This is a genomic window from Nocardia sp. CDC153 (assembly GCF_035818515.1).
GTDB lineage: Bacteria > Actinomycetota > Actinomycetes > Mycobacteriales > Mycobacteriaceae > Nocardia.
This window is the reverse complement of the sequence record NZ_JAYKYU010000002.1, coordinates 416706-438238: the sequence shown is the minus strand read 5'-3', so window position 1 is coordinate 438238 and position 21533 is coordinate 416706. Positions and strand designations below refer to the sequence as shown.

Sequence of the window (21533 nt, the reverse complement as noted above, 5' to 3'; positions counted from 1 at the left end):
CGGTATGACGAAGAAAACGAAGCCCCAGTCCCGTGCCGAGCAGATCGAGCGCAGGTTGCTCGGTGTGCTCTGCGATGTGTGGTGGTCCAAGCAGGATTCGGCCTACATCGCCTTCAGTCCGCAGTTCCCCGGTCTGGTGTGCGCGGACGCTTGGTCCTCGCTCGGCGCGATCAACCGTCTCGAGGACGAGATCCGTCGCGTCCTGATGACCGAGCCCGTCGCCGCCTGACCCGTTGGCCCGTGCCAGAGCGCCTCAGCCGCCCGTGATCTCGTCGCGGGGGAGGGCGGCGAGGGTGATGAGGGCGTTGAGGAAGCCGCGGCGGTCGGCAGCGGGCAGCTTGGACAGCAGCCGATCTTCCTGGGCTTGGATTTTCGCCTGTGCCGCGTCGCGTAGCTCGCGGCCCTCCGGGGTGAGGGCCAGTAGTCGGGCGCGGCGGTCGGCCGGGTCGGGTCGGCGTTCGATCAGGCCGCGCTCCTGCAGGTCGTCCAGCACCGCGATGATGCGGGTCTTGTCCGCCCCGATTTCCTGGGCGAGCACGCCCTGCCCGCGCGTGGTCGTCTCGTCCAGGCGCAGCAGCACGACGTAGGCCCACATGGTGAGGCCGTGGGCGGCCAGCACCGGTTGTTCGGCCGCCATGAGGGCGCGGCCCAGGGGGACGATCATCGCTGCCAGGTCCGGACGGTCTGTCATGCGGACAAGATTAGGCGGCGTGCCCGTGCGGCCTGTCGATCGTGTCGCCCGCGCGGGTCAGAATCGCGTCGGCATCGAAGGTTTCGGCCTGCCAGGAGGCGACGCCGATGCCGACGCGGCCGCGCCACGCCCGCACGATCTCGGTGTGTTTGGGCCACCGGACGAATCGGCGCATATCCCGCTCCGACTCCCACACCGAGACCGACCCGCCGCGCAACTCGCCCGGCTTGCCCCACAGCCACAGGCCGACCGCGCCCTGCATGATCGGCCATGCCGTCGCCAATTCGTCTCCGGCGCGGTAGATCTCGAGCCAATCCTCCTGCGACCGCGCCAGGAAGTCGGTGACGCTGACGAAGACCGGGCCCTCGGGTCGAGGGAGAGGCCCGGGCTTCCAGGGCATGAGGATCGTGCCTTCGGAGAAAGTTATCGTATGCATACGTAGACGATATGCGGCAGCGTACTAATTGTTCAATGGTCGATTCGTCGAGGGATTCAGCGGAAGGCCGGTGCGACGCGGGCCGCCCACTGGGCATAGCTGGTCGCAGGTCGGCCGAGCACGCGCTCGATATCGGCGCTGACCTGCTGTTCCTCCGCGGTCGGTGTGCCCAGGATGTCGAGGGTGTGGTCCGCGACCGATTCCGGCATGAACCGCAGCATGTTCACCCGCGCCTGCTCGCGGGTCAGTTCCACGAACCGAATCGGTTCGCCGAGCGCGGCTTCCAGTGCCGCCGCCTGCTGGCGTGGGGTCACGGCTTCCGGTCCGGTGACCGTGTAGATCCGGTGATCATGACCGGGTTCGGTCAACGTCGCGGCCGCCACGGCGGCGATATCACCCGGATCCACCTGCGGCAGACCGACATCCCCGAATGGGGCCGGAATCATGCCCTGGGCGCGCACCGGTTCGATCCACGCGAACGTATTAGTGAAGAACCCGCCCGGCCGCAGCACCGTCCACTCCAGCTCCGAATCGGCCAGCGCCTTCTCGAATTCGAGCGTGCGCGCGTAGCCCCCGCTGTCCGGCCGCGTCACCGCGCCCTGTGAGGACAGGAACACCGCCCGCCGAACACCTGCTGCCGCAACGGTTTCCAACACCTGCTCCGGCGCGGGTCCCGCGACCAACTGGGGTCCGGTGATGAGCAGGAACAACGCCCGCGCACCCGCCGCCGCCTCGGCCAGTCCGTCCAGGTCCCCGATATCGGCACGCCGGTGCTCGACGCCCGCGGGGAGGTCCACCGGCTTCTCGCCACGCGACACCGCGACCACTTTCTCGCCCGCCGCCGCGAGTTCGCGGACGAGCGCCCCGCCGACATTTCCGGTAGCTCCGGTCACCACGATCATCTCTACTCCTGAGTTAGTTGGCTGACTAAATCGAACGATAGAGCATGCGACCGGGCGATGTCTATAGTTAGTCGTATGACTGACTCAGTGGCGCGAACGGCAGCCCAACCCGGCAAACGGGAACGCCTCGCGGACGCGGCGGCCAAGGTCTTCCACGAACAAGGCGTGGAGAAGACGACCATCGCCGATATCGCCCGGGCCGCGGAGGTCCCGGTCGGCAATGTCTACTACTACTTCAAGACCAAGGATCAGCTGGTCCAGGCGGCGATCAGCGCCCACGCCCGCAGCGCCCAGCAGATCATCGCGGCCCTCGAGCAGTTCGATGCCCCCGCCGAACGTCTGAAGGCCCTCGTCCGCGGCTGGGTCGACCAACGCGACCTCGCCTCCCAATTCGGTTGCCCCTCCGGCTCACTCGCCACCGAACTGGACAAGCGCGCCGACGGCCTCGACCGCGAAATGGCCGAAGTCATGCGCGGACTACTGGATTGGATCGACACCCAGTTCGCCGCGATGGGCCGCAGCGACTCCCGTGAACTGGCCGTCGCCCTCCTGGCCGCCTACCAGGGAATCTCGGTCCTCACCAACACCTTCCGCGACCCCGCGCTCATGGAAGCCGAGGGTGCCCGGCTGGAGCGGTGGATCGACTCGCTCGTCCCTGCGACGTAGATGTGAAACGCGTACGAACATGCAAATGGGCAGGCGTATTTCGGCGTGTCGCCTGCCGGATTGCATGCTCGTCGGTCAATTCAGCTGGGGCTGGGCGGGGCGGACGGACCAGCGGCGTTCGTCGCGGAGGATGCGGACGGGGTGGTCGAAGCAGTAGCTGATGTTGGGGGTGGTGATGACCTCGTCGACGGGGCCTGCGGCGAGGGCGCGGCCGTCGCGTAGGAGCATGGCGTGGGTGGTGCCGGGTGGGAGGTCTTCGAGGTGGTGGGTGACCAGGACCGAGGCCAGGTCGGGGTGGGTGCGCTGGAGGAGGTCGACGCGCTCCAGAAGTTGTTCGCGGCCAGCTAGGTCCAGGCCGGTCGCCGGTTCGTCCAGCAGGAGCAGGCGGGGCTTGGGCATCAGTGCGCGGGCGATCAGGGTGCGGCCGCGCTGGCCCTGGGAGAGGATCTCCCAGTCGGCGTCGCGGCGGTGGGTCAGGCCGAGCAGGTCGATGAGGCGGTCGGCCTCGGCGAGCTGATCCGGAGTCGGCTGCCAGCGGGGGACCAGGGCGGCGGTATTGGTCGCGCCGGTGAGGACGATCTCGCGGACCGTGAGGGGACCGTTGGGCCGGTGCCGTGGGTCGACGTGGCCGATGCCCGCGCGCAGCGCCCGCATGTCGACGCGGCCCAGGCGGTGGCCCAGCACCTCGACGGTGCCCGTCGTCGGATGCTCGAAGGCACCGAGCATTTTCAGCAGCGTGGTCTTGCCCGCGCCGTTGGGGCCGAGCAGGGCCCAGTGCTCACCGGCGTGGACGGTGAGCGAAACGTCTTGCAGGATGGCGTTTCCGCTTCGCACGACCGTCACGTTCGCCACATTCAGCACCGAGTCACTCATGCGACCACGGTAGCAAATTCCTCAGACAAGTTGAGGAGTGAGGTTTGCCGGACCGGTAGCTGTGAGACGGCTGTGTAGGGTGGCGGTATGGCGATCGAAGCGGTCCTGTTCGACTTCTCCGGCACTGTCTTCCGTTTGGAGGAATCGGCCTTCCATTCCGCGAATCTGACCGACGCGCAGGGCCGTCCGCTCGATACCCACGAGATCGCCGAGATCATGTGCCGCATGACCGCGCCCGTCGGCCAGTTCGTCGAATTCGACGCCGAGGGCCAATACGCTTGGGAGAACCGGGATCTCGACCCGGCCCTGCATCGCACCGCGTACATGCAGGTGCTCGAGAAGTCCGGGGTGCCGGATGTTTCGGCCCAGCAGCTGTACGCGCAGCTGCTCAATCCGGCCGCGTGGACGCCCTACCCGGACGCCGGGGAGGTGCTGCGCGAGCTGAGCGAGCGCGGCCTGCGCGTGGGCATGGTCAGCAATATCGCCTTCGACATCCGCCCGGCCTTCGTCTCCCGTGGCTGGCATCGATATATCGATGATTTCGCACTATCCTTCGAAGTCGGTGCCATGAAGCCCGACCTGCGCATCTTCAAGTCGGCCATCGACAAGCTCGAAACCGACCCGGAAAACACCCTGATGATCGGTGACAGCGCCGAGGCCGATGGCGGAGCGACGGCTTTAGGCTGCGCATTTGCCCTGGTAGATCCGTTGCCGACGGTGGATCGGCCGTCCGGTCTGCGGGACGCGCTCATCGAGCACGGCATCCTCACCGCCACCTCCTAAAAGTCTAAACCAGACGGTTTGTGTCGCACGTCACCCTTGTTGTGGATAGATTGTCGATATATCGTCGATAGCAGCAAGTACAACGACGAGCCTTGAAGGAGGCACGACCATGGAACACATGGACAACATCGAACGGGGCCGCGGCCCCTGGCGGCGACTGCGCGCGGAAGAGCAGCAGGGCCCCGAACATCCGCGGATGCGTCGCGGCGGACCCCGTGGTCCGCGTGGGGAGTTCGGCGGGCGCGCCGACTTCGGTCCGCGCCGTCACGGCCACGGCCACGGCCGTGGCTTCGGTCCGGACTTCGGTCCCGGTTTCGGCCCCGGCGGGGGTTTCGGCCCCGGCTTCGGTCGCGGTCGCGGCCGGGGCGGGCGTGGTCGGCGCGGTGACGTCCGCGCGGCCATCCTCCTGCTGCTGCAGGAGCGGCCCATGCACGGCTACGAGCTGATCCAGCAGATTCGCGAGAAGAGCCAGGATGTCTGGCGGCCCAGCCCGGGCTCCATCTACCCCGCGCTCGCGCAGCTCGAGGACGAGGGTCTGGTCATCATCGAGAAGGTGTCGGGTCGAAAGACGGCCAAGCTCACCGAATCCGGTGTCGAGTACGTCGAGGCCAACAAGGCCGAACTCGGCGATCCCTGGCAGGACGTCAAGGACGGCGTCGGCGATCAGGCGCTCGATCTGCGCGGACTGGTCGGCCAGTTGATGGGCGCGGTCGCCCAGGTCGCCGCCGTCGGCACCCAGGAGCAGGCGGCCAAGGCGGCCGAGGTGCTCACCGAGGCGCGGCGCTCGCTCTACCGGATTCTCGCCGAGGACGACACACCCGAAAAGTAATGGCTCCGAATCACCGGCCCCCACTGGGACTTTCGACCCGAAACCAGTCAAGATCGTGACATGGGACAACAGCGCCCCATGGAATCTTGTGACATGGGACAACAGAGGAGCCGAACCCGCGGATTTCTGCGCCGCGTGGCACCGGTGGGGGTGATGGCGCTGGCGGCCGCCGTGATCGGCACGGCCGCCACACCGACGGGGACATACGCACAGGCCGAACCGGCCTCGAATCCGGTACTGAAGGTACCGATGCAACCGGGGCCGCCCCAGACCGAACATCTGGCGGCGGCCCGCTATCTCAAGGAGCACCCGGACGCTGCGCCCCAGGGCGCCAACGACTTCGGCTGCAAACCGACTGCCCAGCATCCGCGCCCGGTGGTCCTCGCGCACGGCACCGACTCCTCGGCCTACTCCGACTGGTCGGGCATCGGCCCGCTGCTGTCGCAGGCCGGGATCTGCGTGTTCGCGCTCAACTATGGCGGCAAGCCGGGCAAGGACACCTACGGCACCGAGGACGTGTGGGCCAGTTCGGCGCAGATCGGCACCTTCGTCGATCAGGTGCTCGCGGCGACCGGGGCGACGCAGGTCGATCTGGTCGGTTTCTCCCAGGGCGCGAGCGTGACTCGCTACTGGATCAACAAGCTCGGCGGCGCGCCCAAGGTCGGCCAGTGGATCGGGTTGGCCTCGCCCAGTTACGGCGGGGTCATGTACGGCCTGGTCCCGATCGCCGACGCGGTGCCGGGCATCTACAAGCTCGTCGAGATGGGATCCTCGCTCGCGGCGGTGCAGCAGGCCGCCGGAGCGCCCTTCATTCGGGAGCTGAACGCGGGCGGCGACACGGTGCCGGGTGTGAAATACACGACGATCGGCAGCCGCGTCGATGAAATGATCCAGCCCAATACCAATATCGCCTTGCATGGCGAGGGCGCGACCAACATCGTGCTGCAGAACCTCTGCCCCGAGGATCTGACCGGGCATTTCCACATGGTCTTCGACCCGTACGTGCAGCAGCTGGTGGTCAATCTGCTCGATCCCGAACACGCCGTGACACCGGCCTGCGTGCCGGTGGCGCTGGGCACCGGCATCAGCGATGTCGTGTTGGCGGCGCATTCCTGATCGGGGTGGTCACGGGCGTCCGTAAAATGAGACGACCGTATTCGTTAGCCTTCGGGAGCTGCCCGTGACCATCCAGCCTGTCCGCCTGTTCGGCGATCCGATCCTGCGCGCCCGCGCGGCGGAGGTCGAGACGTTCGATCGGGAGGTACGCCAGCTGGTGACCGACCTCATCGACACCATGTACGAGAGCGGGGGCGTCGGCATGGCGGCACCGCAGATCGGGGTCGGGTTACGGGTTTTCGTCTACGACACCGGTGACGCGCAGGGGCATCTGATCAACCCGACCTTCGAGGTGATCGGTGCGGAGACCCAGACCGGGCCCGAGGGCTGCCTGTCGATTCCGGGCGTGCGCTTCGATGTGACGCGGCCGCTGACCGTGCTGGCGCGCGGTGTCGATATGGAGGGCAAGCCGGTCGAGTTCCGGGCCGAGGGGCTGTTGGCGCGCTGCGTCCAGCACGAGACCGACCACCTCGACGGGGTGCTGTTCCTGCAGCGCCTGGAATCGGATTCGCGCAAGGAGGCGATGCGCACCATTCGCGAATCGTCGTGGTTCACACAGGGAGTCACGGTGCTGCCCGCGTCGCAAATCGGCGGCGGTCGCAGCCGGGAACGGAGCCGCTGATATGCGTCTGGTCTTCGCGGGAACCCCCGAACCGGCGGTGCCGTCGCTGCGGCGACTCATCGAATCCGAGCGGCACGAGGTGGTCGGGGTGGTGACCCGGCCGGACGCGGTGGCCGGACGCGGCCGCAAGATCACCCGCTCGCCGATCGGGCTGCTGGCCGATGAGCACGGCATTCCGGTGTTCACGCCGCGGCGGCCGTCCGAGCCCGAATTCGTCGAGCAGTTGACGGCTTTGGCCCCCGACTGCTGCCCCGTCGTCGCCTATGGCGCGCTGCTGCGCGAGGACGTGCTCGGCATTCCGAAGCACGGGTGGATCAACCTGCACTTCTCACTGCTGCCCGCCTGGCGTGGCGCGGCTCCCGTGCAGGCGGCGCTGCTGGCCGGTGACGAGTACACCGGCGCGTCCACCTTCCGCATCGAGAAGGGGCTGGACACCGGGCCGGTCTACGGCACCATGACCGAGAAGATCGCCGTCACCGACACCGCGGGCACCCTGCTGGAACGCCTCGCCGAGGCCGGTGCGCGGCTGCTGGAATCCACCCTCGACGGTGTGGAAGACGGTACCGTGCAGGCGGTTCCGCAGTCCCTCGACGGCGTCTCCTACGCACCCAAGATCGAACCCGAGGCGGGTCGCATCCGCTGGGACCAGCCCGCCCTGGCCATCAACCGCCGCATTCGCGCGGTCACCCCGGCCCCGGGCGCGTGGACCGAAATCGACGGCAAGCGCCTCAAACTCGGCCCCGTCGAACTGGTCGAGGAACAACTCCCACCCCGCACCATCGACATCCGCAAGACGGGCGTCTACCTCGGCACCGCCACCACCGCGGTCCGCCTCACCCAGGTCCAACCCCAGGGCAAACGCATGATGCCCGCCCTCGACTGGGCCCGCGGCGCCCGCCTCGAGCCGGGCACGGTGGTCGAGTGACCCGCCCCGAAGAGAACACCCCCCGCCGCCCCTTCCGCCGCTCCGCGGCCGCCACCCCCGACTCCTCGGCAGCCAAGAATGAGGCCGCGAGCGGCAAGGAACAGCGCGCGGCCAACGATCACGGCGAACGCCCTGCGGCAGACCGCAATTCGAGCTCGACCCGAGACAACCGCAATGGCGGCTGGGATCGCTCGCGCGAGCAGCGCGGAAACGCCGGCGGCCGAGGTGGATTCGCCACCGGCGGCCGTGGCGCAGCGCCCGGTCGATCCGGCGAGGACCGCGGGTTCGCCTCCGGCGCGCGGGGTTCCGGTGCGAAGTGGTCCGGCGGCGATTCTCACGACGGATACGGACCGGGAGCCGGTGGCCACTCCTCCGGGAATGGCCCTCGCGCGACCGGGGGTCGCGACCGGTCGGCTCGGCACGACCGAAATGGCAGCTGGGACAAACCGCGCGGTCGATCCGGCGATCGCCGTGATAGCGGGCGCGGGTCCGGGGAACGGCAAGGGCAGGGTGGGCGTGAGGGCGATCGATCTGGAGCCGGGCCCAGGGGAACGACGGCTGGGCGGGGCGGCAAGAACCGTGGGCGCGAGCGGGATTCGGTCGGTGCTGCGGGGCATGAGGGGATGAGTGCGGGGGCGGCTCGGCGGGCGGAGAAGGCGGGGGCCGATCCGGTGCGGGTGGTGGCTCGGGATGTGTTGCGGGCGGTGCGGGAGCGGGATGCTTACGCGAATCTGGTGCTGCCCGGGATGTTGCGGGAGCGGAAGATCAGTGGGCGGGATGCCGCGCTGGCCACCGAGTTGACGTATGGGGCGGCGCGGTCGCTGGGGTTGCTGGACGCGGTGATCGCCGAGGGGGCGGGGCGGGCGGTCGAGGAGATCGATGGGCCGCTGTTGGATGCGTTGCGGTTGGGGACGTATCAGTTGTTGCGGACTCGGATCGGGGCGCATGCGGCCGTGGACACGTCGGTGGCGTTGGTGCGGGCCGAGTTCGGGCAGGGGCGGGCCGGGTTCGTGAACGCGGTGCTGCGGCGGGTGGCCGAGCGCACGCCCGAGGAGTGGGTGGAGCGGCTCGCGCCGTCGGATCCGTTGGGGCACTTGGCGTTCGAGTACGCGCACCCGGTGTGGATCGCGCAGGCGTTCGCGGACGCGCTCGGGGCGCGGGCCGGAGAACTGCGCGACGTGCTGGAAGCCGATGACGCGCGGCCCTCGGTGCACTTGGTGGCGCGGCCGGGCGACATCACCGCCGAGGAACTCGCGTTGGTCACCGGGGGTGAGGAAGGGCGCTGGTCGCCGTACGCGGTGTATCTCGACGGCGGTGATCCGGGCAAGCTGGAGCCGGTGCGCGAGGGCATGGCCGCGGTGCAGGACGAGGGCAGTCAGCTTGTCGCCCTGGCGGTTACGCGTGCGCCGCTCGAAGGGCCGGACACCGGCCGCTGGCTCGACCTGTGTGCGGGTCCGGGTGGCAAGACCGCGCTGCTGGCCTCGATCGCCGATATCGACGGTTTCCACGTGGACGCGGTCGAACCCGCCGAGCATCGCGCCGATCTGGTTCGCCAGGCCACCCGCGGCATGCCGGTCGACGTCCATGTCGCCGACGGTCGCGACAGCGGTCTGACCCCGGGCTTCGACCGTATCCTGGTCGACGCCCCGTGTACCGGCCTGGGTGCGCTGCGTCGTCGCCCGGAGGCCCGGTGGCGACGCCAGCCGTCGGACGTTCGTGAGCTGGTCGCATTGCAGCGCGAACTGCTCACCGCCGCTTGGGATCTGGTCCGTCCGGGTGGCGTGGTCGTCTACTCGACTTGCTCCCCGCACCTACCGGAGACGGTGTCGGTGGTCGCCGATGTGGTCCGCCGCACCGGCGCGGAGCAACTCGACACCCGCGAATTGCTCCCGGGCGTCCCGGATCTCGGTGACGGCCCGGGCGCGCAGCTGTGGCCCCACCGTCACGGCACCGACGCCATGTTCCTCGCGGCACTGCGCAAACCGATAGCGCCACAGTAGATTCCATGCGGACCTCGACGGCCTCGGCGCATTCGCGTGCCGAGGCCGTCCTGGCGTGGGGATGGTTCCCAGGGGTTTGTCACATCGCCAGGGTCGCGGGCTGCAGTAGTAGCCCAGCCAGTTTCGCGGCGACATCCGCGATCGTCATGTGGTCGGTATCGATGACCACCGAGCCAATGCTGTGTCGGTGCAGGGCGGTTGCTTCTCCGGCGGCACGGAGCGCGATGCGATGCTGCTGCCGGGCGGAGGCACCGAGGAGCGAATCGCCCGCCAGCCGTGGGCCTTCGCCGCGACTGCGCCGTGCGATCCGGTCGGCCAGCATGCGCGGCGAGGCCTCCAGATACGCGGTGGTGAGGTGTTCGTGGGCGAGCCGTCGCTGGTACCGGTGTGGGGCACCGCGGGCGACGACGATCATGGCCTGCGCGCCCGCGTTCCGGTAGCCGTGCCAGACTCGGATCAGATTGTCGGCCTTGACCTCCGGTGCGAGATCCGACTCGAGGAACCCGAACTGATCGACGTCGATGAACGCGGCGGGCGTCCCGCGATCCCGCAGCACCCGCAGGATCTCCCAACCCACGGTCGACTTACCGACAGCGGTCGGACCCGCCAGCAGCAGAATCGGGAATCGGCTGCCGAGAGATGGCTCCACGGGTGCCGAGGCTGGCGATGGAAGGTCCTGGACACCGGGCGGAATCCGCTTGGACAGGGCCCGCACGACCTGGTTCGGCGTCATCGTGGTGGTATCCAGCGGCGAGCCCACCTCGCTGCGATCGAGGGTGTCGGCCAAGGCCATCAGCTCCCCGTGCCGCTCGGGCGTCGACCCGCGTCCGAGATACCGCCGCCGCAATTCCTCGGCCTCGCACCGCAATCGGATGAGCGTGAACTCGATGCCGTGCGCGCCACCGACATAGGGTGCGATGCCCCGATGCGGATCGACCACCCCGGACACAATGATCTGCCGCGCTCCATAGCCGCTGTACACGGCGATCATCTCGAGCAGGTTGGCGGCCTCCACCCGGTGATACCGCGGATCATCGTCCGGTGCCGGAAGCATGAGCCCCAGTTGATCGATATCGATATACGCGACCGCGCGACCACGTTCGCGCGCCCACTCGTACAGCGCCCATCCCACCGTCGACTTCCCGACACCCGGCGCACCGGTTATCCACAGCACCGACACCAATGGCAACCCCTCCCGTCGTTGACCCTGCCATCCTCGGCCGATCACCGAACGGGCTCAACCGATTTTCTCAGTCCGGCACATTGCGCTCGAGCTCGTCGAGCCAGGCGGCGGCCGAGGCATCGCTGGGTGCGCGCCAATCACCGCGCGGCGACAGCGACCCGCCGGAGCCGACCTTGGGCGCATTGGGCAGGGTGGAGCGTTTGAACTGGCTGGTTTGAATGAAGCGACGCAGGAATTCCGCGAGCCAGCGCTTGACGGTGGGCAGGTCGTATTCGTGGCGCTGGTCGGCGGGAATGAGATCGGGCCACCGGCCGCGGGTGCGATCGGACCAGGCGTGATGGGACAGATACGCGATGCGGCTGGGCAGGTCGCCGAAGCGGAGCAGGTGGTAGAGGTGGAAGTCCTGGAGTTCGTAGGGGCCGACGGTGGCCTTGGAGCTCTGCGCGGGGGCGTCGCCGTCGCCGGGAATCAGTTCGGGTGAGATCTCGGTCGCCAGAATGGATTTCAGCACCTCACCGGCCTCCGCACCGAGCCCATCTGTGTCGATGGTCCAGGCGACGAGGTACTTGATCAGCGTCTTGGGCACCGAGGCGTTCACGCTGTAGTGCGCCATATGGTCGCCGACCCCGAAAGTGCACCAGCCCAACGCCAGTTCGCTCAGGTCGCCGGTGCCGATCACCAGCGCGTTGTGCAGGTTCGCGAGCCGGAACAGATGCGAGGTGCGCTCACCCGCCTGCACGTTCTCGTAGGTGATGTCGTACTGCGGAACCCCGTCGGCGGCAGGGTGATTCAAATCCCGCAGCATCTGCATGGCCGAGGGTCGGATATCGATTTCGTGCGCGCTCGCCCCGACCGCCCGCATGAGCCGCCGCGCGTCCTCGAGAGTGCGGCTGCTGGTGGCGAACCCGGGCATGGTGTAGGCCAACACATTCGAGCGCGGCAGCCCGAGCCGGTCCATGGTCTTGGCCGCGACGATCAATGCCACCGTCGAGTCCAGACCACCCGACACCCCGATCACGACCCGCTGCGATCCGGCCGCCGCGAGTCGGGTGCTGAGCCCTTCCACCTGGATGCGGTGCACCTCGGCGCAGCGCTCATTGCGGCTCGCGGGATCGGCGGGAACATAAGGGAAGCGCGGTATTTCGCGTCGCAACGGCACCGTCACGGTCGGTATCGGCACCTCGATCTCGATGCGCCGGAACCCCTCGAGTCGTTCCCGGTGGTCGTGCACGGTATCGGCGAAACTGGTGGTACGCAGCCGGTCCGCGACCAGCCGCCGCAGGTCGATATCGGCGGTCACCACCTGCGGCTTTTCGGCGAACCGCTCACCCTCGGCCAGCACATTGCCGTTCTCGCACACCAGCGCCTGCCCGTCCCAGGCCATATCGGTGGTCGACTCGCCGTGCCCCGCGGCCGAATACAGGTACGCGGCGATATACCGCGCCGAATGCGAGGTGCACAGGTCACGCCGATAGTCGGCCTTGCCGATGACGATATTGCTGGCCGACAGATTCACCAGCACGCTCGCCCCCGCCAGCGCGGCGAAACCGCTGGGCGGCAATGGAACCCAGCCGTCCTCGCAGATCTCTAGGTGGAACACGAAGTCCGGCAGATTGATCGCGGTAAAGAGCAGATCGGCCCCGAACGGCACCCGCTGCCCGGCGATCACAAGATGATCCTCCACGGCCTCCCGCGCCGCCGCGAACTGCCGCTTCTCATAGAACTCGCGATAGTTCGGCAGATAACTCTTGGGCGCGGCCCCCAGCACCCGCCCCCGGTGAATCACGATGCCGCAGTTGAACAGCCGCCCCTGCGCCCGCACCGGCGCACCGACCACCAGCACGGTGTCGATCCCGACGCTCTCCGCGACAATCCGCTCGAGCCCCGCCGCCACCGCGGCGTCCAGCGCATCCTGATGAAACAGGTCATCGGCGGTATAGCTGGAGAGCCCGAGCTCGGGGAACACCGTCAGCACGGCGTGTTGGGCCGCGGCCTGCCGGGCCGAGAGCAGCGTCTGCTCCGCATTGAACGCCGGATCGGCCACCCGAACCCGCGGCACCGCCACGGCCACGCGCGCGAACCCGTGCCGATACAGCGAATCGAACGGCATCTCCGTCAACTCCGACCCCTTTGCTCCGGCCGAGGTGATCATGGTCTAGCCGCAATCTACCGCGCTCACTCCCGAGCGGACTGCTCCCGCAGGCGGGCAAGGGTTTTGGACAGGATGCGCGAGACGTGCATCTGGGAGATGCCCATCTGCTGGGCGATCTGGGTCTGCGTCATGGATTCGAAGAACCGCATGGTCAGAATCTTGCGTTCCCGCTCGGGCAGCCCGGCCAGCAGCGGACGGATCGCGACGTACTCCTCGACCCGGTCGAACTGCGACTCCTCCTCGCCCAGGGTGTCGAGCAGCGAGGCCTCGGTGTCGCGGCCCACGGACACCGCGTCGATGCTGCTGGGCTGGTAGGCGTTTCCGGCGATGACCGCCTGGGTCACCTCGTCGGCGTCGATGCCGAGTTCGGCGGCGATCTCCTTGGCGGTGGGGGAGCGGCCCAGCTGCTGGGAGAGCGCGTCGATGGCCGAGCCGATGCGCAGATGGGTTTCCTTGACCCGGCGCGGAACCCGCATGGCCCAGGTGTTGTCCCGGAAATAGCGGCGGACCTCGCCCATGATGGTCGGCACCGCGAACGACAGGAAGTTCGAGCCGCGCGAAATGTCGAAGCGGTCCACGGCATGCACCAGCCCGACCCGCGCGACCTGGGTGAGGTCGTCGAAAGGCTCACCGCGCCCGCTGAACTTGCGGGCGATGTGGTCGGCGAGCGGGATGCAGCGGTTGATCAGCTCACCGCGCAGGGCGGCGCGGCGCTCGGATTCCGGTGCGGCGGCGGCCAACTGCTCGAACAACGCGGTGACATCGTCGTACCCGGAGACGGTGCGCGCGACCTCCTCGGCCTCCTCGGCGTCGACGGTCTCCTCGGCCGCCTCGTCGTTCTCTGCCGCCTCGTCGTTTTCGGTCTCCGAAAGGTCCCGTTCCTCGGACGGATCGGGTCGAGCGGGGTCGGGGGTGGATGCGAACACGTCTTTTCCCTCGATCACTACGCCTTCCCCCGGACCCGCCGGAACTCCACCGCCGTCGGGTATCCGGAGAGCGCCGGATCGAACACGTCCTGGCTGGCGGTCACCTCGTCGGACAGGGTCCGCAGCACATGCCAGCCGAAGCTGCGCTGATCCGGTAGGCCCTCGGCCGCGGCGATGCCACTGACCCGCACGATCAAATCGGACTCGCCCACGGTGAACCGAACCTGCAACGTCGTGCCGGGCGCGGCCAGGGCGATCAGCGTGGAGGCGGCCTCGTCGACGGCCAGCCGGATATCGGCCACCTCGTCCAGGGTGAAATCGCTGAGCAGCACCAGGGTTTCGGCGAGTCCGCGCACGATGGGCAACTGGGAAACGGAGGCGGCGACGCCGATCTCGACCGGTGTGCCACGCAGCCCTTGTTCCGCCGAAATGTTGATCACCCTGTTAAGGCTACCCATTCCGGGGCGCGGCAATCAGCCATTCGGCCGCGCCGACGCAACCGGTCGGCGTCGAGTCCAACCGTGCACCGGTGCTGACCGAGTCGTGTCGTAGGGCCGATAGACTCCGCGCTGTGTGCACCTCATCCTCGCCGTTCTCCCGGCCCGCGCCGATGATCGCCCCCTCCATCCTCTCGGCCGATTTCGCTCATCTCGCCGATGAACTGAAGGCCATCGAGGGCGCCGACTGGGTGCACGTCGACGTCATGGACAACCACTTCGTCCCGAATCTGACGCTGGGTTTGCCGGTGGTGCAGAGCCTTTTGAAGGCCACAGACATTCCGATGGACTGCCACCTCATGATCGAGAACCCGGAGCGCTGGGCCCCCGGGTACGCCGAGGCGGGCGCCTACAACGTCACCTTCCACGCCGAGGCCACCGACAATCCGATCGCCGTCGCGCGCGATATCCGCGCCGCGGGCGCCAAGGCGGGCCTGTCGGTCAAGCCCAACACCCCGATCGAGCCCTACCTCGAGATCCTGCGTGAGTTCGACACCCTGCTGGTGATGAGCGTCGAACCCGGTTTCGGCGGACAGTCTTTCATCGCCCACGTGCTCGACAAGGCCAAGCAGGTGCGCCGCCTGGTCGACGCGGGCGAGCTGCGCCTGGTCGTCGAGATCGACGGCGGCATCAATATGGACACCATCGAACAGGCCGCCGAGGCCGGGGTGGACTGCTTCGTGGCGGGTTCCGCGGTGTACGGCACGCCAGACCCGGCCGCGACCGTGGAAGCCTTGCGGCAGAAGGTGATCGCGATCGAGACGGCCTCGGCGTAGCGGCCGGGGCTCAGTGCCGCAGTAGCGCTTCGATCACCGATTCCAGCGGGGGCACGGTGTCGCTGGACTCGGGTGAGTGAATCCAGGTGCGGTATCCCGTTCGCTCGTCATCGGCGGACGGGAGCACCACCTGCGCGCCGGAGCACGCGACGGTCGCGTAGAGCCGGAACAGTGCGGCCGCGACGGATTTGCTGAGGGTTTCCGGGCGGGCCGGGCCGGTGATGAAGGTCCAGCGCCGGGCGCGCGGATGGTCCACGACCGGACCGGCCAGATCGGCCTGCCGCAACCGTTCCTGGACGCGTTCGCCGAGGTCGGCGGGCATGGTGATGGCACCGTAGCGGTTGCCTATCTCCAGCAGGATGTGTCGTGACGCCGGATCGATCGATGCCGGAAGGTGAAATTCGCGCCGGTACTGCACGCACCGAACCTCGAGCGTCGAATCGAGAAACGTTGTCACGCCGCACCCCCAACTGTGCCATTTGTGTTGTCTGCCACCTGGATCCGACCCACGCGAGGGCCAACCCTTCCTTGGTTCGGTTGCTTGCGATGATCGTCTCGGCCGTGGACGCCCGGACGGTTCTGCGTTGAACTGCTCGCGGAGAAGTTGAACTGTTGGAATCAGCTACATAACAATCTTGCGACCATTTTTGGCTCCGCGCAAGATTCTGGTGTAAGCGAGTCGCGGATTGGGTACTTCCTCTTGTTGGTCCAGGTCAGGCCCTGGGGGCACCTGGGAAATACCGACTCCCCAATTGGTAAATCCCTCCAATTCGGACAATTTGCGGATCGCAAGTTGGCATTTGCCCGATTTCATTTGTCCGCGGGTCTCCAACTCTCCAGTGAACAAGGCCGCATGTCGCCTACGACCGGCCGTCGTTAGGCTGAGGGGGACGACCGTTCGTACCGGGAATACCCCACGTGGTGCGGGCTGTTGGCGCAAGCGAGAACGCACAGGCGAACGGGAGAGGTAGGGCATGTTCACAGGCATCGTCGAGGAGCTGGGCGAGATCGTCGCCACCGAACAGCTGGACGACTCGGCGCGACTGACCATTCGCGGCCCGCTGGTGACCTCCGATGCCGGACACGGGGATTCGATCGCCGTCAACGGCGTCTGCCTCACCGTCGTCGACCAGCAGGTGGAAGGCGACCGCTTCACCGTGGACGTCATGGCCGAGACCCTCAACCGCTCCAGCATCGGCGGCCTGGGCGTCGGCTCGCGCGTCAATCTCGAGCGCGCCGCGGCCGTCAACAGCCGCCTGGGCGGGCACATCGTGCAGGGCCACGTCGACGGCACCGGCACCATCGTCTCCCGCACCCCCTACGAGAACTGGGAGGTCGTGCGAATCTCCCTGCCCGACAGCATCGCTCGCTACGTCGTGGAGAAGGGCTCGATCACCGTGGACGGCATCTCGCTGACCGTCTCCGGCATCGGGATCGCCGCCGAGGCCTACGCCGACGGCGCGAAGGACTGGTTCGAGGTCTCGCTCATCCCCACCACCCGCGAACTCACCACCCTGGGCACCGCCCCGGTCGGCACCGTCGTGAATCTCGAGGTCGACATCATCGCCAAGTACGTCGAGCGGCTCGTACAGCGCGGTTGATACCGCGACGCGGAGGCGGCTGATCTCCGCGAAAGGTCAGAGGCGGCGCAAAACGGGCACGGCGGCTGGCCTACTGTAATGAGGCACCTAATCGAGATGGAGCACAACAGACGTGACCAGGTTCGACACCATCGAGCGCGCAGTCGCCGACATCGCCGCCGGTAAGGCGGTCGTCGTTGTCGACGACGAGGGCCGGGAGAACGAGGGCGACCTCATCTTCGCGGCGGAGAAGGCGACCCCCGAGCTCGTAGCCTTCATGATCCGCTACACCTCCGGTTACATCTGTGTGCCGCTCACCGGGGCGGACTGCGATCGGCTGGGCCTGCCCCCGATGTACGCGGTCAACCAGGACAAGCACGGCACCGCCTACACCGTGGCCGTCGACGCCCGCGAGGGCATCACCACCGGCATCTCCGCCGCCGACCGCGCCACCACCATGCGCGTGCTCGCCGACCCGAACGCCAAGTCCGACGATCTGACCCGCCCGGGTCACGTGGTTCCCTTGCGCGCCAAGGACGGTGGCGTGCTGCGCCGCCCCGGCCACACCGAGGCCGCGGTCGATCTGGCCCGCATGGCCGGGCTCAGCCCCGCCGGTGTCATCTGCGAGATCGTGTCGCAGAAGAACGAGGGCGATATGGCGCGCACCGACGAGCTGCGCGTCTTCGCCGACGAGCACGATCTGGCGCTGATCTCGATCGCGGACATGATCGCCTGGCGTCGCCGCAACGAGAAGCACGTCAAGCAGGTCGCGGAAGCCAAGCTGCCCACCGAGTTCGGTGATTTCCGGGCCATCGGCTACGAGAGCGAATACGACGACGCCGAGCACGTCGCCCTGGTCATGGGTGAGATCGGCGACGGCAAGGACGTGCTCGTGCGCGTGCACTCCGAATGCCTGACCGGCGACGCCTTCGGTTCGCTGCGCTGCGACTGCGGCCCGCAGCTGGACGCCGCGCTGGCCATGATCGCCGAGCAGGGTCGCGGCGTGCTGCTCTACATGCGCGGTCACGAGGGCCGCGGCATCGGGCTGCTGCACAAGCTGCAGGCCTACCAGCTGCAGGACGGCGGCGCGGACACCGTCGACGCCAATCTGGAACTGGGCCTGCCCGCCGACGGCCGCGACTACGGCATCGGCGCGCAGATTCTCGTCGACCTGGGCATCACCTCCATGCGGCTGCTCACCAACAACCCGGACAAGCGCGCGGGCATCGAGGGCTACGGCCTGTCGATCAGCGAGCGCGTGGCCATGCCGGTGCGGGCCAACAAGCACAATCTGCGCTATCTGCGCACCAAGCGGGACCGGATGGGCCACGACCTGGTCGGCCTGGAAGACTTGGATCTCGGCGAGACCGCCAACTGACTGTCCGCGCGAACCACTACCGAGAGGGCGTAACACGATGAGCGGTACGGGCGTACCGACCTTCGAGCTCGCCGATGCCAAGGACCTCAAGCTGGGGATCGTGGCATCGCGCTGGCACACCACCATCTGCGACGCGCTGGTCGCCAACGCGGAGCAGACCGCGCGCGCCGCCGGGGTCTCCGATATCACCGTGGTCCGGGTCGCCGGTGCCATGGAACTGCCGGTGGTGGCGCAGGCGCTGGCCCGCACCCACGACGCGGTGGTCGCGCTGGGCGTCGTGATCCGTGGCGGCACACCGCATTTCGAGTACGTGTGCGATTCGGTGACCGCGGGGCTGACCCGGGTGTCGCTCGACGAGAGCACCCCGGTCACCAATGGCGTGCTCACCGTGAACACCGAGGAGCAGGCCATCGACCGCGCGGGCCTGCCGGGCTCGGCGGAGAACAAGGGCGAGCAGGCGGCCGCCGCCGCCCTCGACGCCGCGCTCACCCTGCGCGAACTCACCCAAACCGTATAGCCATGCCGAAGCGGGACGATACCGAGCAGCAGAAGACGGAGTCCGAGGAAACGATGGCCGAGTCGAAACCCGCAACCCCCGTCGCCCCGAAATCGGGTCCCGCCGAGGGTGACTGGGACCTGGAGGTCCGTCCCCACCACGCCATTGTCACGGTGCGCATCGTGGCGGCCGTGCTCGCGGCCATCTTCATCTTCGGCGGCATCGTCCTGCGCCACGGCTCCACCGGCGTCAACTTCCGGGTCTCCGACCAGATCGGCCTCGCCCTGTTCGGCATCGTGCTGGCCGGTGCCGTCCTGACCCTGACCCGTCCCCGGGTGCGCGTCGGCAAGCGCGGCGTGATGGTCCGCAACATCGTGGGCGACAGCGAGTTCCAGTGGAAGGACATTCGCGGAATCTCGTTCCCCGACAAGAAGTCTTGGGCCCGTTTGGAACTCGCGCACGACGAATACGTGCCCATGATGGCCATCCGCTCCAACGACAAGATGCGCGCCGCCGAGGCCATGGACCGCTTCCGGGAACTCGGCGCGAAATACACCGCGGAGAAGCAGGACTGAGTCTCCTGGACCAGAACGGCCCGTCACCCACCGGGGTGACGGGCCGTTTCCGTGTCGCCTAGCGCGGGCTGCCCAGGACCGCGCCCTCGCGGCGGGGGTCCGCGCCGCCGATCCATCCATTGCCGTCGCGGACCAGGGCCGAGAGGCCGCTGGACTGCGGGGCGACCGAGACCTGGTCGCCGAAGGTGCGCAGTTTCTGGACTACCGCGTCGTGGTCGCCATTGTCGGCGGCGTTCACCGCCGGGTGCTCACCACCCAGGTAGGTGGTGGGGGAGTTGGCCGCGCCGAAGTCGATCATGGAGACCGCCTGCTGCGGGTTCATGCCCCAATCCAGCAGGCCCACCAGGGTTTTCACCACGAACTGGATGATGACCGCGCCGCCGGGGGAGCCGGTGACCGCGTAGAGCGGGCCGCGGGTGCCGTCCGGATTGCGATCGAAGACCAAGGTCGGGGCCATGGAGCTGCGGGGGCGCTTGCCCGGATCGATGCGGTTGGCGATGGGGGTGCCGTCCTTGTCGAGCGGCTCGGCCGAGAAGTCGGTCAGCTGGTTGTTGAGAATGAAGCCGTCGACGAAATGGAAAGAGCCGAAGGCGGATTCGACCGTGGTGGTCATGGACGCCGCGTTGCCGTACTTGTCGACGATGGAGATGTGGCTGGTGCCGTGCTCGGGCTGCTGCGGGCCATTGCCCACCGGGACCGGGCCGAAGTCACCGGGCTTGGCGGTGCCCAGGCTCTTGGACGGGTCGATGAGCGCGGCGCGCTGCTTCAGATAGTCGGGGTTGAGCAGCGTCTGCGGTGAATTGCCCGGCAGCGGAACGAAATCCGAGTCGGCGATGTACTTGTCGCGGTCGGCGTAGGCCAGGCGTTCGGCCTCGGCGATGAGGTGCACGGCCGCCGCGGTGGGCTTGCCGCCGTCGCGGGCGGTATTGCCGTCACCGGACAGGTCGCTCGGCTTCATCGACGCCAGATCGAAATTGGACAGAATGCCCAGTGCCGACTCGACCGTGATGCCGCCCGAGGACGGGTTGGGCATGCCGCAGATCTCGTGGGTGCGATACGGCGAGCACACCGCGGTGCGCTTCTTGGCCTGGTAGGACTGCAGATCCGCGAGCGAGAGCTGACCCGGGGTGCGCCCGCCGGAGGTGGTCGCGGTGGTGTCGACGATATCGGCGGCGATCGCGCCGGTGTAGAACGCGTTCGGGCCGTCGGTGGCGATGGCCGAGAGCGTCTTCACGAAGGCCGGATTCGTGAGCGTGGTGCCCGCGGTCTTCGGACTGCCGTCCGGCTGCAGGAAATACGCCTTGGCGTTGTCGTCGCGGGCCAGATCGGCCTTGGAGTCGTCGATCTGGCTGGCCATGCGCGGGGAGATCTTGAAGCCACCGTCGGCGAGGTTGATGGCCGGGGTGAACAGGTCCTTCCACGGCTGCTTGCCGTGCTCGTTGTGGGCCATCTCGAGCAGCCGCAGCACACCGGGCACGCCGATCGAACGACCGCTGGCACGCGCGTTCGGTTGCGGCACAGTGTGATCCGCGGCGCTGATGTAGCGCAGGTAGTCCTCGGTGGCCGCGGCGGGTGCGGTCTCGCGTCCGTCGTAGGAGTCGACCGTCTTGGTGGTGGCGTCGTAGTACATCAGGAACGCGCCGCCGCCGATGCCGGTGGCCTGCGGCTCCACCAGATTCAGCACGGTCTGCGCCACGATGAGCGCGTCCGCGGCGGTGCCGCCGTCGCGCAACACCTTGCAGGCCGCCTCCGTCGCAACGGGATTCGCGGTGGAGACCGCGAAATCGCCGGTCTGCACCGGTGTCATACCGGTGCGATATCCGGTGGCGACCTCCGGGCGCAGCGCCAGATTGGTGCCGCTGGGACCGGTCGGCACCCCGGAGGTGACCGGAGTTCCATTGGTGGACACCGTGCATGACGCGGTGTGGTTCGTCGACGACGAACAGGCGGTCATCAATCCGACAATGAGCAGCAGAGCGGCAGCGCCGCCCCCGGTTCGTCGCAAGCGCCTCATGATCGGACTCTATCGCCGTGCGGGCGGCTGGGAAGGGCTTTGACGGGCCGAATGGGCGGGTTGTCGGGATCGGCCGTCGCCGCAGGTCACCCGATGGATTATCAGCGGTTTCA

Annotated in this window: 23 protein-coding genes; 13 read left to right on the top strand and 10 right to left on the bottom strand. The window is 68.0% G+C overall.

All coding sequences use genetic code 11. The annotated features are described in order from the left end of the window. Positions 1–4: 4 nt before the first annotated feature. On the top strand, positions 5–229 hold the full coding sequence (locus VMT65_RS10265; protein ID WP_326307838.1) for a hypothetical protein: 225 nt from the start codon (positions 5–7) through the stop codon (positions 227–229). Between the two features lie 24 nt (positions 230–253). Here the strand turns inward: VMT65_RS10265 and VMT65_RS10260 are convergent, their stop codons facing one another. The 3 genes from VMT65_RS10260 to VMT65_RS10250 are packed head-to-tail and all read right to left on the bottom strand — an operon-like array spanning position 254 to position 2029. Continuing rightward, on the bottom strand, positions 254–691 hold the full coding sequence (locus VMT65_RS10260) for a MarR family winged helix-turn-helix transcriptional regulator (RefSeq protein ID WP_326307837.1): 438 nt from the start codon (positions 689–691) through the stop codon (positions 254–256). Positions 692–701: 10 nt separating this feature from the next. Beyond that, positions 702–1127 carry a hypothetical protein gene (locus VMT65_RS10255; protein WP_326307836.1) on the bottom strand — a complete coding sequence of 142 codons (426 nt, stop codon included), beginning with the start codon at positions 1125–1127 and terminating at the stop codon, positions 702–704. 56 nt (positions 1128–1183) lie between these two features. Next, on the bottom strand, positions 1184–2029 hold the full coding sequence (locus tag VMT65_RS10250; RefSeq protein WP_326307835.1) for an SDR family oxidoreductase: 846 nt from the start codon (positions 2027–2029) through the stop codon (positions 1184–1186). Positions 2030–2104: 75 nt separating this feature from the next. On the opposite strand from VMT65_RS10250, the gene VMT65_RS10245 reads away from it, so the two are divergent. Further along, the gene (locus VMT65_RS10245; RefSeq protein ID WP_326307834.1) at positions 2105–2695 is read left to right on the top strand and encodes a TetR/AcrR family transcriptional regulator; all 591 of its coding nucleotides are present in this window, start codon (positions 2105–2107) and stop codon (positions 2693–2695) included. 75 nt (positions 2696–2770) lie between these two features. On the opposite strand, the gene VMT65_RS10240 is transcribed toward VMT65_RS10245, so the two are convergent. Next, positions 2771–3568 (bottom strand): ABC transporter ATP-binding protein, encoded by a 798-nt coding sequence (locus VMT65_RS10240; RefSeq protein WP_326307833.1) that lies wholly within the window; start codon positions 3566–3568, stop codon positions 2771–2773. An 87-nt stretch (positions 3569–3655) separates the two neighbouring features. On the opposite strand from VMT65_RS10240, the gene VMT65_RS10235 reads away from it, so the two are divergent. The 6 genes from VMT65_RS10235 to VMT65_RS10210 all read left to right on the top strand — a co-directional run bounded on the left by VMT65_RS10235 (position 3656) and on the right by VMT65_RS10210 (position 9843). Continuing rightward, entirely contained in the window at positions 3656–4351 is a 696-nt protein-coding gene (locus VMT65_RS10235) for an HAD family hydrolase (protein ID WP_326307832.1), read from the top strand. Between the two features lie 196 nt (positions 4352–4547). After that, entirely contained in the window at positions 4548–5180 is a 633-nt protein-coding gene (locus VMT65_RS10230) for a PadR family transcriptional regulator (protein WP_326309140.1), read from the top strand. Between the two features lie 93 nt (positions 5181–5273). After that, on the top strand, positions 5274–6296 hold the full coding sequence (locus VMT65_RS10225; protein WP_442790213.1) for a lipase family alpha/beta hydrolase: 1023 nt from the start codon (positions 5274–5276) through the stop codon (positions 6294–6296). A 64-nt stretch (positions 6297–6360) separates the two neighbouring features. Then, positions 6361–6918, top strand: coding sequence for a peptide deformylase (gene def / locus VMT65_RS10220; RefSeq protein WP_326307831.1), 558 nt, complete (start codon positions 6361–6363; stop codon positions 6916–6918). 1 nt (position 6919) lies between these two features. After that, the gene (fmt, locus tag VMT65_RS10215) at positions 6920–7843 is read left to right on the top strand and encodes a methionyl-tRNA formyltransferase (RefSeq protein ID WP_326307830.1); all 924 of its coding nucleotides are present in this window, start codon (positions 6920–6922) and stop codon (positions 7841–7843) included. Positions 7844–8466: 623 nt separating this feature from the next. After that, positions 8467–9843: an RsmB/NOP family class I SAM-dependent RNA methyltransferase gene (locus VMT65_RS10210; RefSeq protein WP_326307829.1), complete on the top strand. Its 1377-nt coding sequence runs from the start codon at positions 8467–8469 to the stop codon at positions 9841–9843. A 79-nt stretch (positions 9844–9922) separates the two neighbouring features. On the opposite strand, the gene VMT65_RS10205 is transcribed toward VMT65_RS10210, so the two are convergent. The 4 genes from VMT65_RS10205 to VMT65_RS10190 form a co-directional block, all read right to left on the bottom strand. After that, positions 9923–11023: an AAA family ATPase gene (locus VMT65_RS10205; protein WP_326307828.1), complete on the bottom strand. Its 1101-nt coding sequence runs from the start codon at positions 11021–11023 to the stop codon at positions 9923–9925. A 70-nt stretch (positions 11024–11093) separates the two neighbouring features. After that, positions 11094–13136 carry an NAD(+) synthase gene (locus VMT65_RS10200; RefSeq protein WP_326309138.1) on the bottom strand — a complete coding sequence of 681 codons (2043 nt, stop codon included), beginning with the start codon at positions 13134–13136 and terminating at the stop codon, positions 11094–11096. Positions 13137–13201: 65 nt separating this feature from the next. Next, positions 13202–14104, bottom strand: a complete 903-nt coding sequence (locus VMT65_RS10195; protein ID WP_326307827.1) for a SigB/SigF/SigG family RNA polymerase sigma factor — start codon at positions 14102–14104, stop codon at positions 13202–13204. Between the two features lie 17 nt (positions 14105–14121). Then, positions 14122–14544: an ATP-binding protein gene (locus VMT65_RS10190; RefSeq protein ID WP_326307826.1), complete on the bottom strand. Its 423-nt coding sequence runs from the start codon at positions 14542–14544 to the stop codon at positions 14122–14124. Positions 14545–14714: 170 nt separating this feature from the next. Between VMT65_RS10190 and rpe the strand changes: the two genes are divergently transcribed. Further along, positions 14715–15377: a ribulose-phosphate 3-epimerase gene (rpe, locus tag VMT65_RS10185; RefSeq protein WP_326309137.1), complete on the top strand. Its 663-nt coding sequence runs from the start codon at positions 14715–14717 to the stop codon at positions 15375–15377. A gap of 10 nt (positions 15378–15387) precedes the next feature. Here the strand turns inward: rpe and VMT65_RS10180 are convergent, their stop codons facing one another. Beyond that, positions 15388–15795 carry a hypothetical protein gene (locus VMT65_RS10180; protein WP_326307825.1) on the bottom strand — a complete coding sequence of 136 codons (408 nt, stop codon included), beginning with the start codon at positions 15793–15795 and terminating at the stop codon, positions 15388–15390. A gap of 556 nt (positions 15796–16351) precedes the next feature. Here VMT65_RS10180 and VMT65_RS10175 point away from each other — a divergent pair. The 4 genes from VMT65_RS10175 (at position 16352) to VMT65_RS10160 (ending at position 19406) form a co-directional block, all read left to right on the top strand. Then, the gene (locus VMT65_RS10175; RefSeq protein ID WP_326307824.1) at positions 16352–16978 is read left to right on the top strand and encodes a riboflavin synthase; all 627 of its coding nucleotides are present in this window, start codon (positions 16352–16354) and stop codon (positions 16976–16978) included. A 112-nt stretch (positions 16979–17090) separates the two neighbouring features. Then, positions 17091–18335 carry a bifunctional 3,4-dihydroxy-2-butanone-4-phosphate synthase/GTP cyclohydrolase II gene (locus tag VMT65_RS10170; RefSeq protein ID WP_326307823.1) on the top strand — a complete coding sequence of 415 codons (1245 nt, stop codon included), beginning with the start codon at positions 17091–17093 and terminating at the stop codon, positions 18333–18335. 37 nt (positions 18336–18372) lie between these two features. After that, positions 18373–18852 (top strand): 6,7-dimethyl-8-ribityllumazine synthase, encoded by a 480-nt coding sequence (gene ribH / locus VMT65_RS10165; protein ID WP_326307822.1) that lies wholly within the window; start codon positions 18373–18375, stop codon positions 18850–18852. A 2-nt stretch (positions 18853–18854) separates the two neighbouring features. Further along, the gene (locus VMT65_RS10160) at positions 18855–19406 is read left to right on the top strand and encodes a PH domain-containing protein (protein WP_326307821.1); all 552 of its coding nucleotides are present in this window, start codon (positions 18855–18857) and stop codon (positions 19404–19406) included. A 58-nt stretch (positions 19407–19464) separates the two neighbouring features. On the opposite strand, the gene VMT65_RS10155 is transcribed toward VMT65_RS10160, so the two are convergent. Continuing rightward, a complete protein-coding gene (locus tag VMT65_RS10155) occupies positions 19465–21420 on the bottom strand; it encodes a gamma-glutamyltransferase family protein (protein WP_326307820.1) in 1956 nt (651 codons plus the stop codon). Positions 21421–21533: the final 113 nt, after the last annotated feature.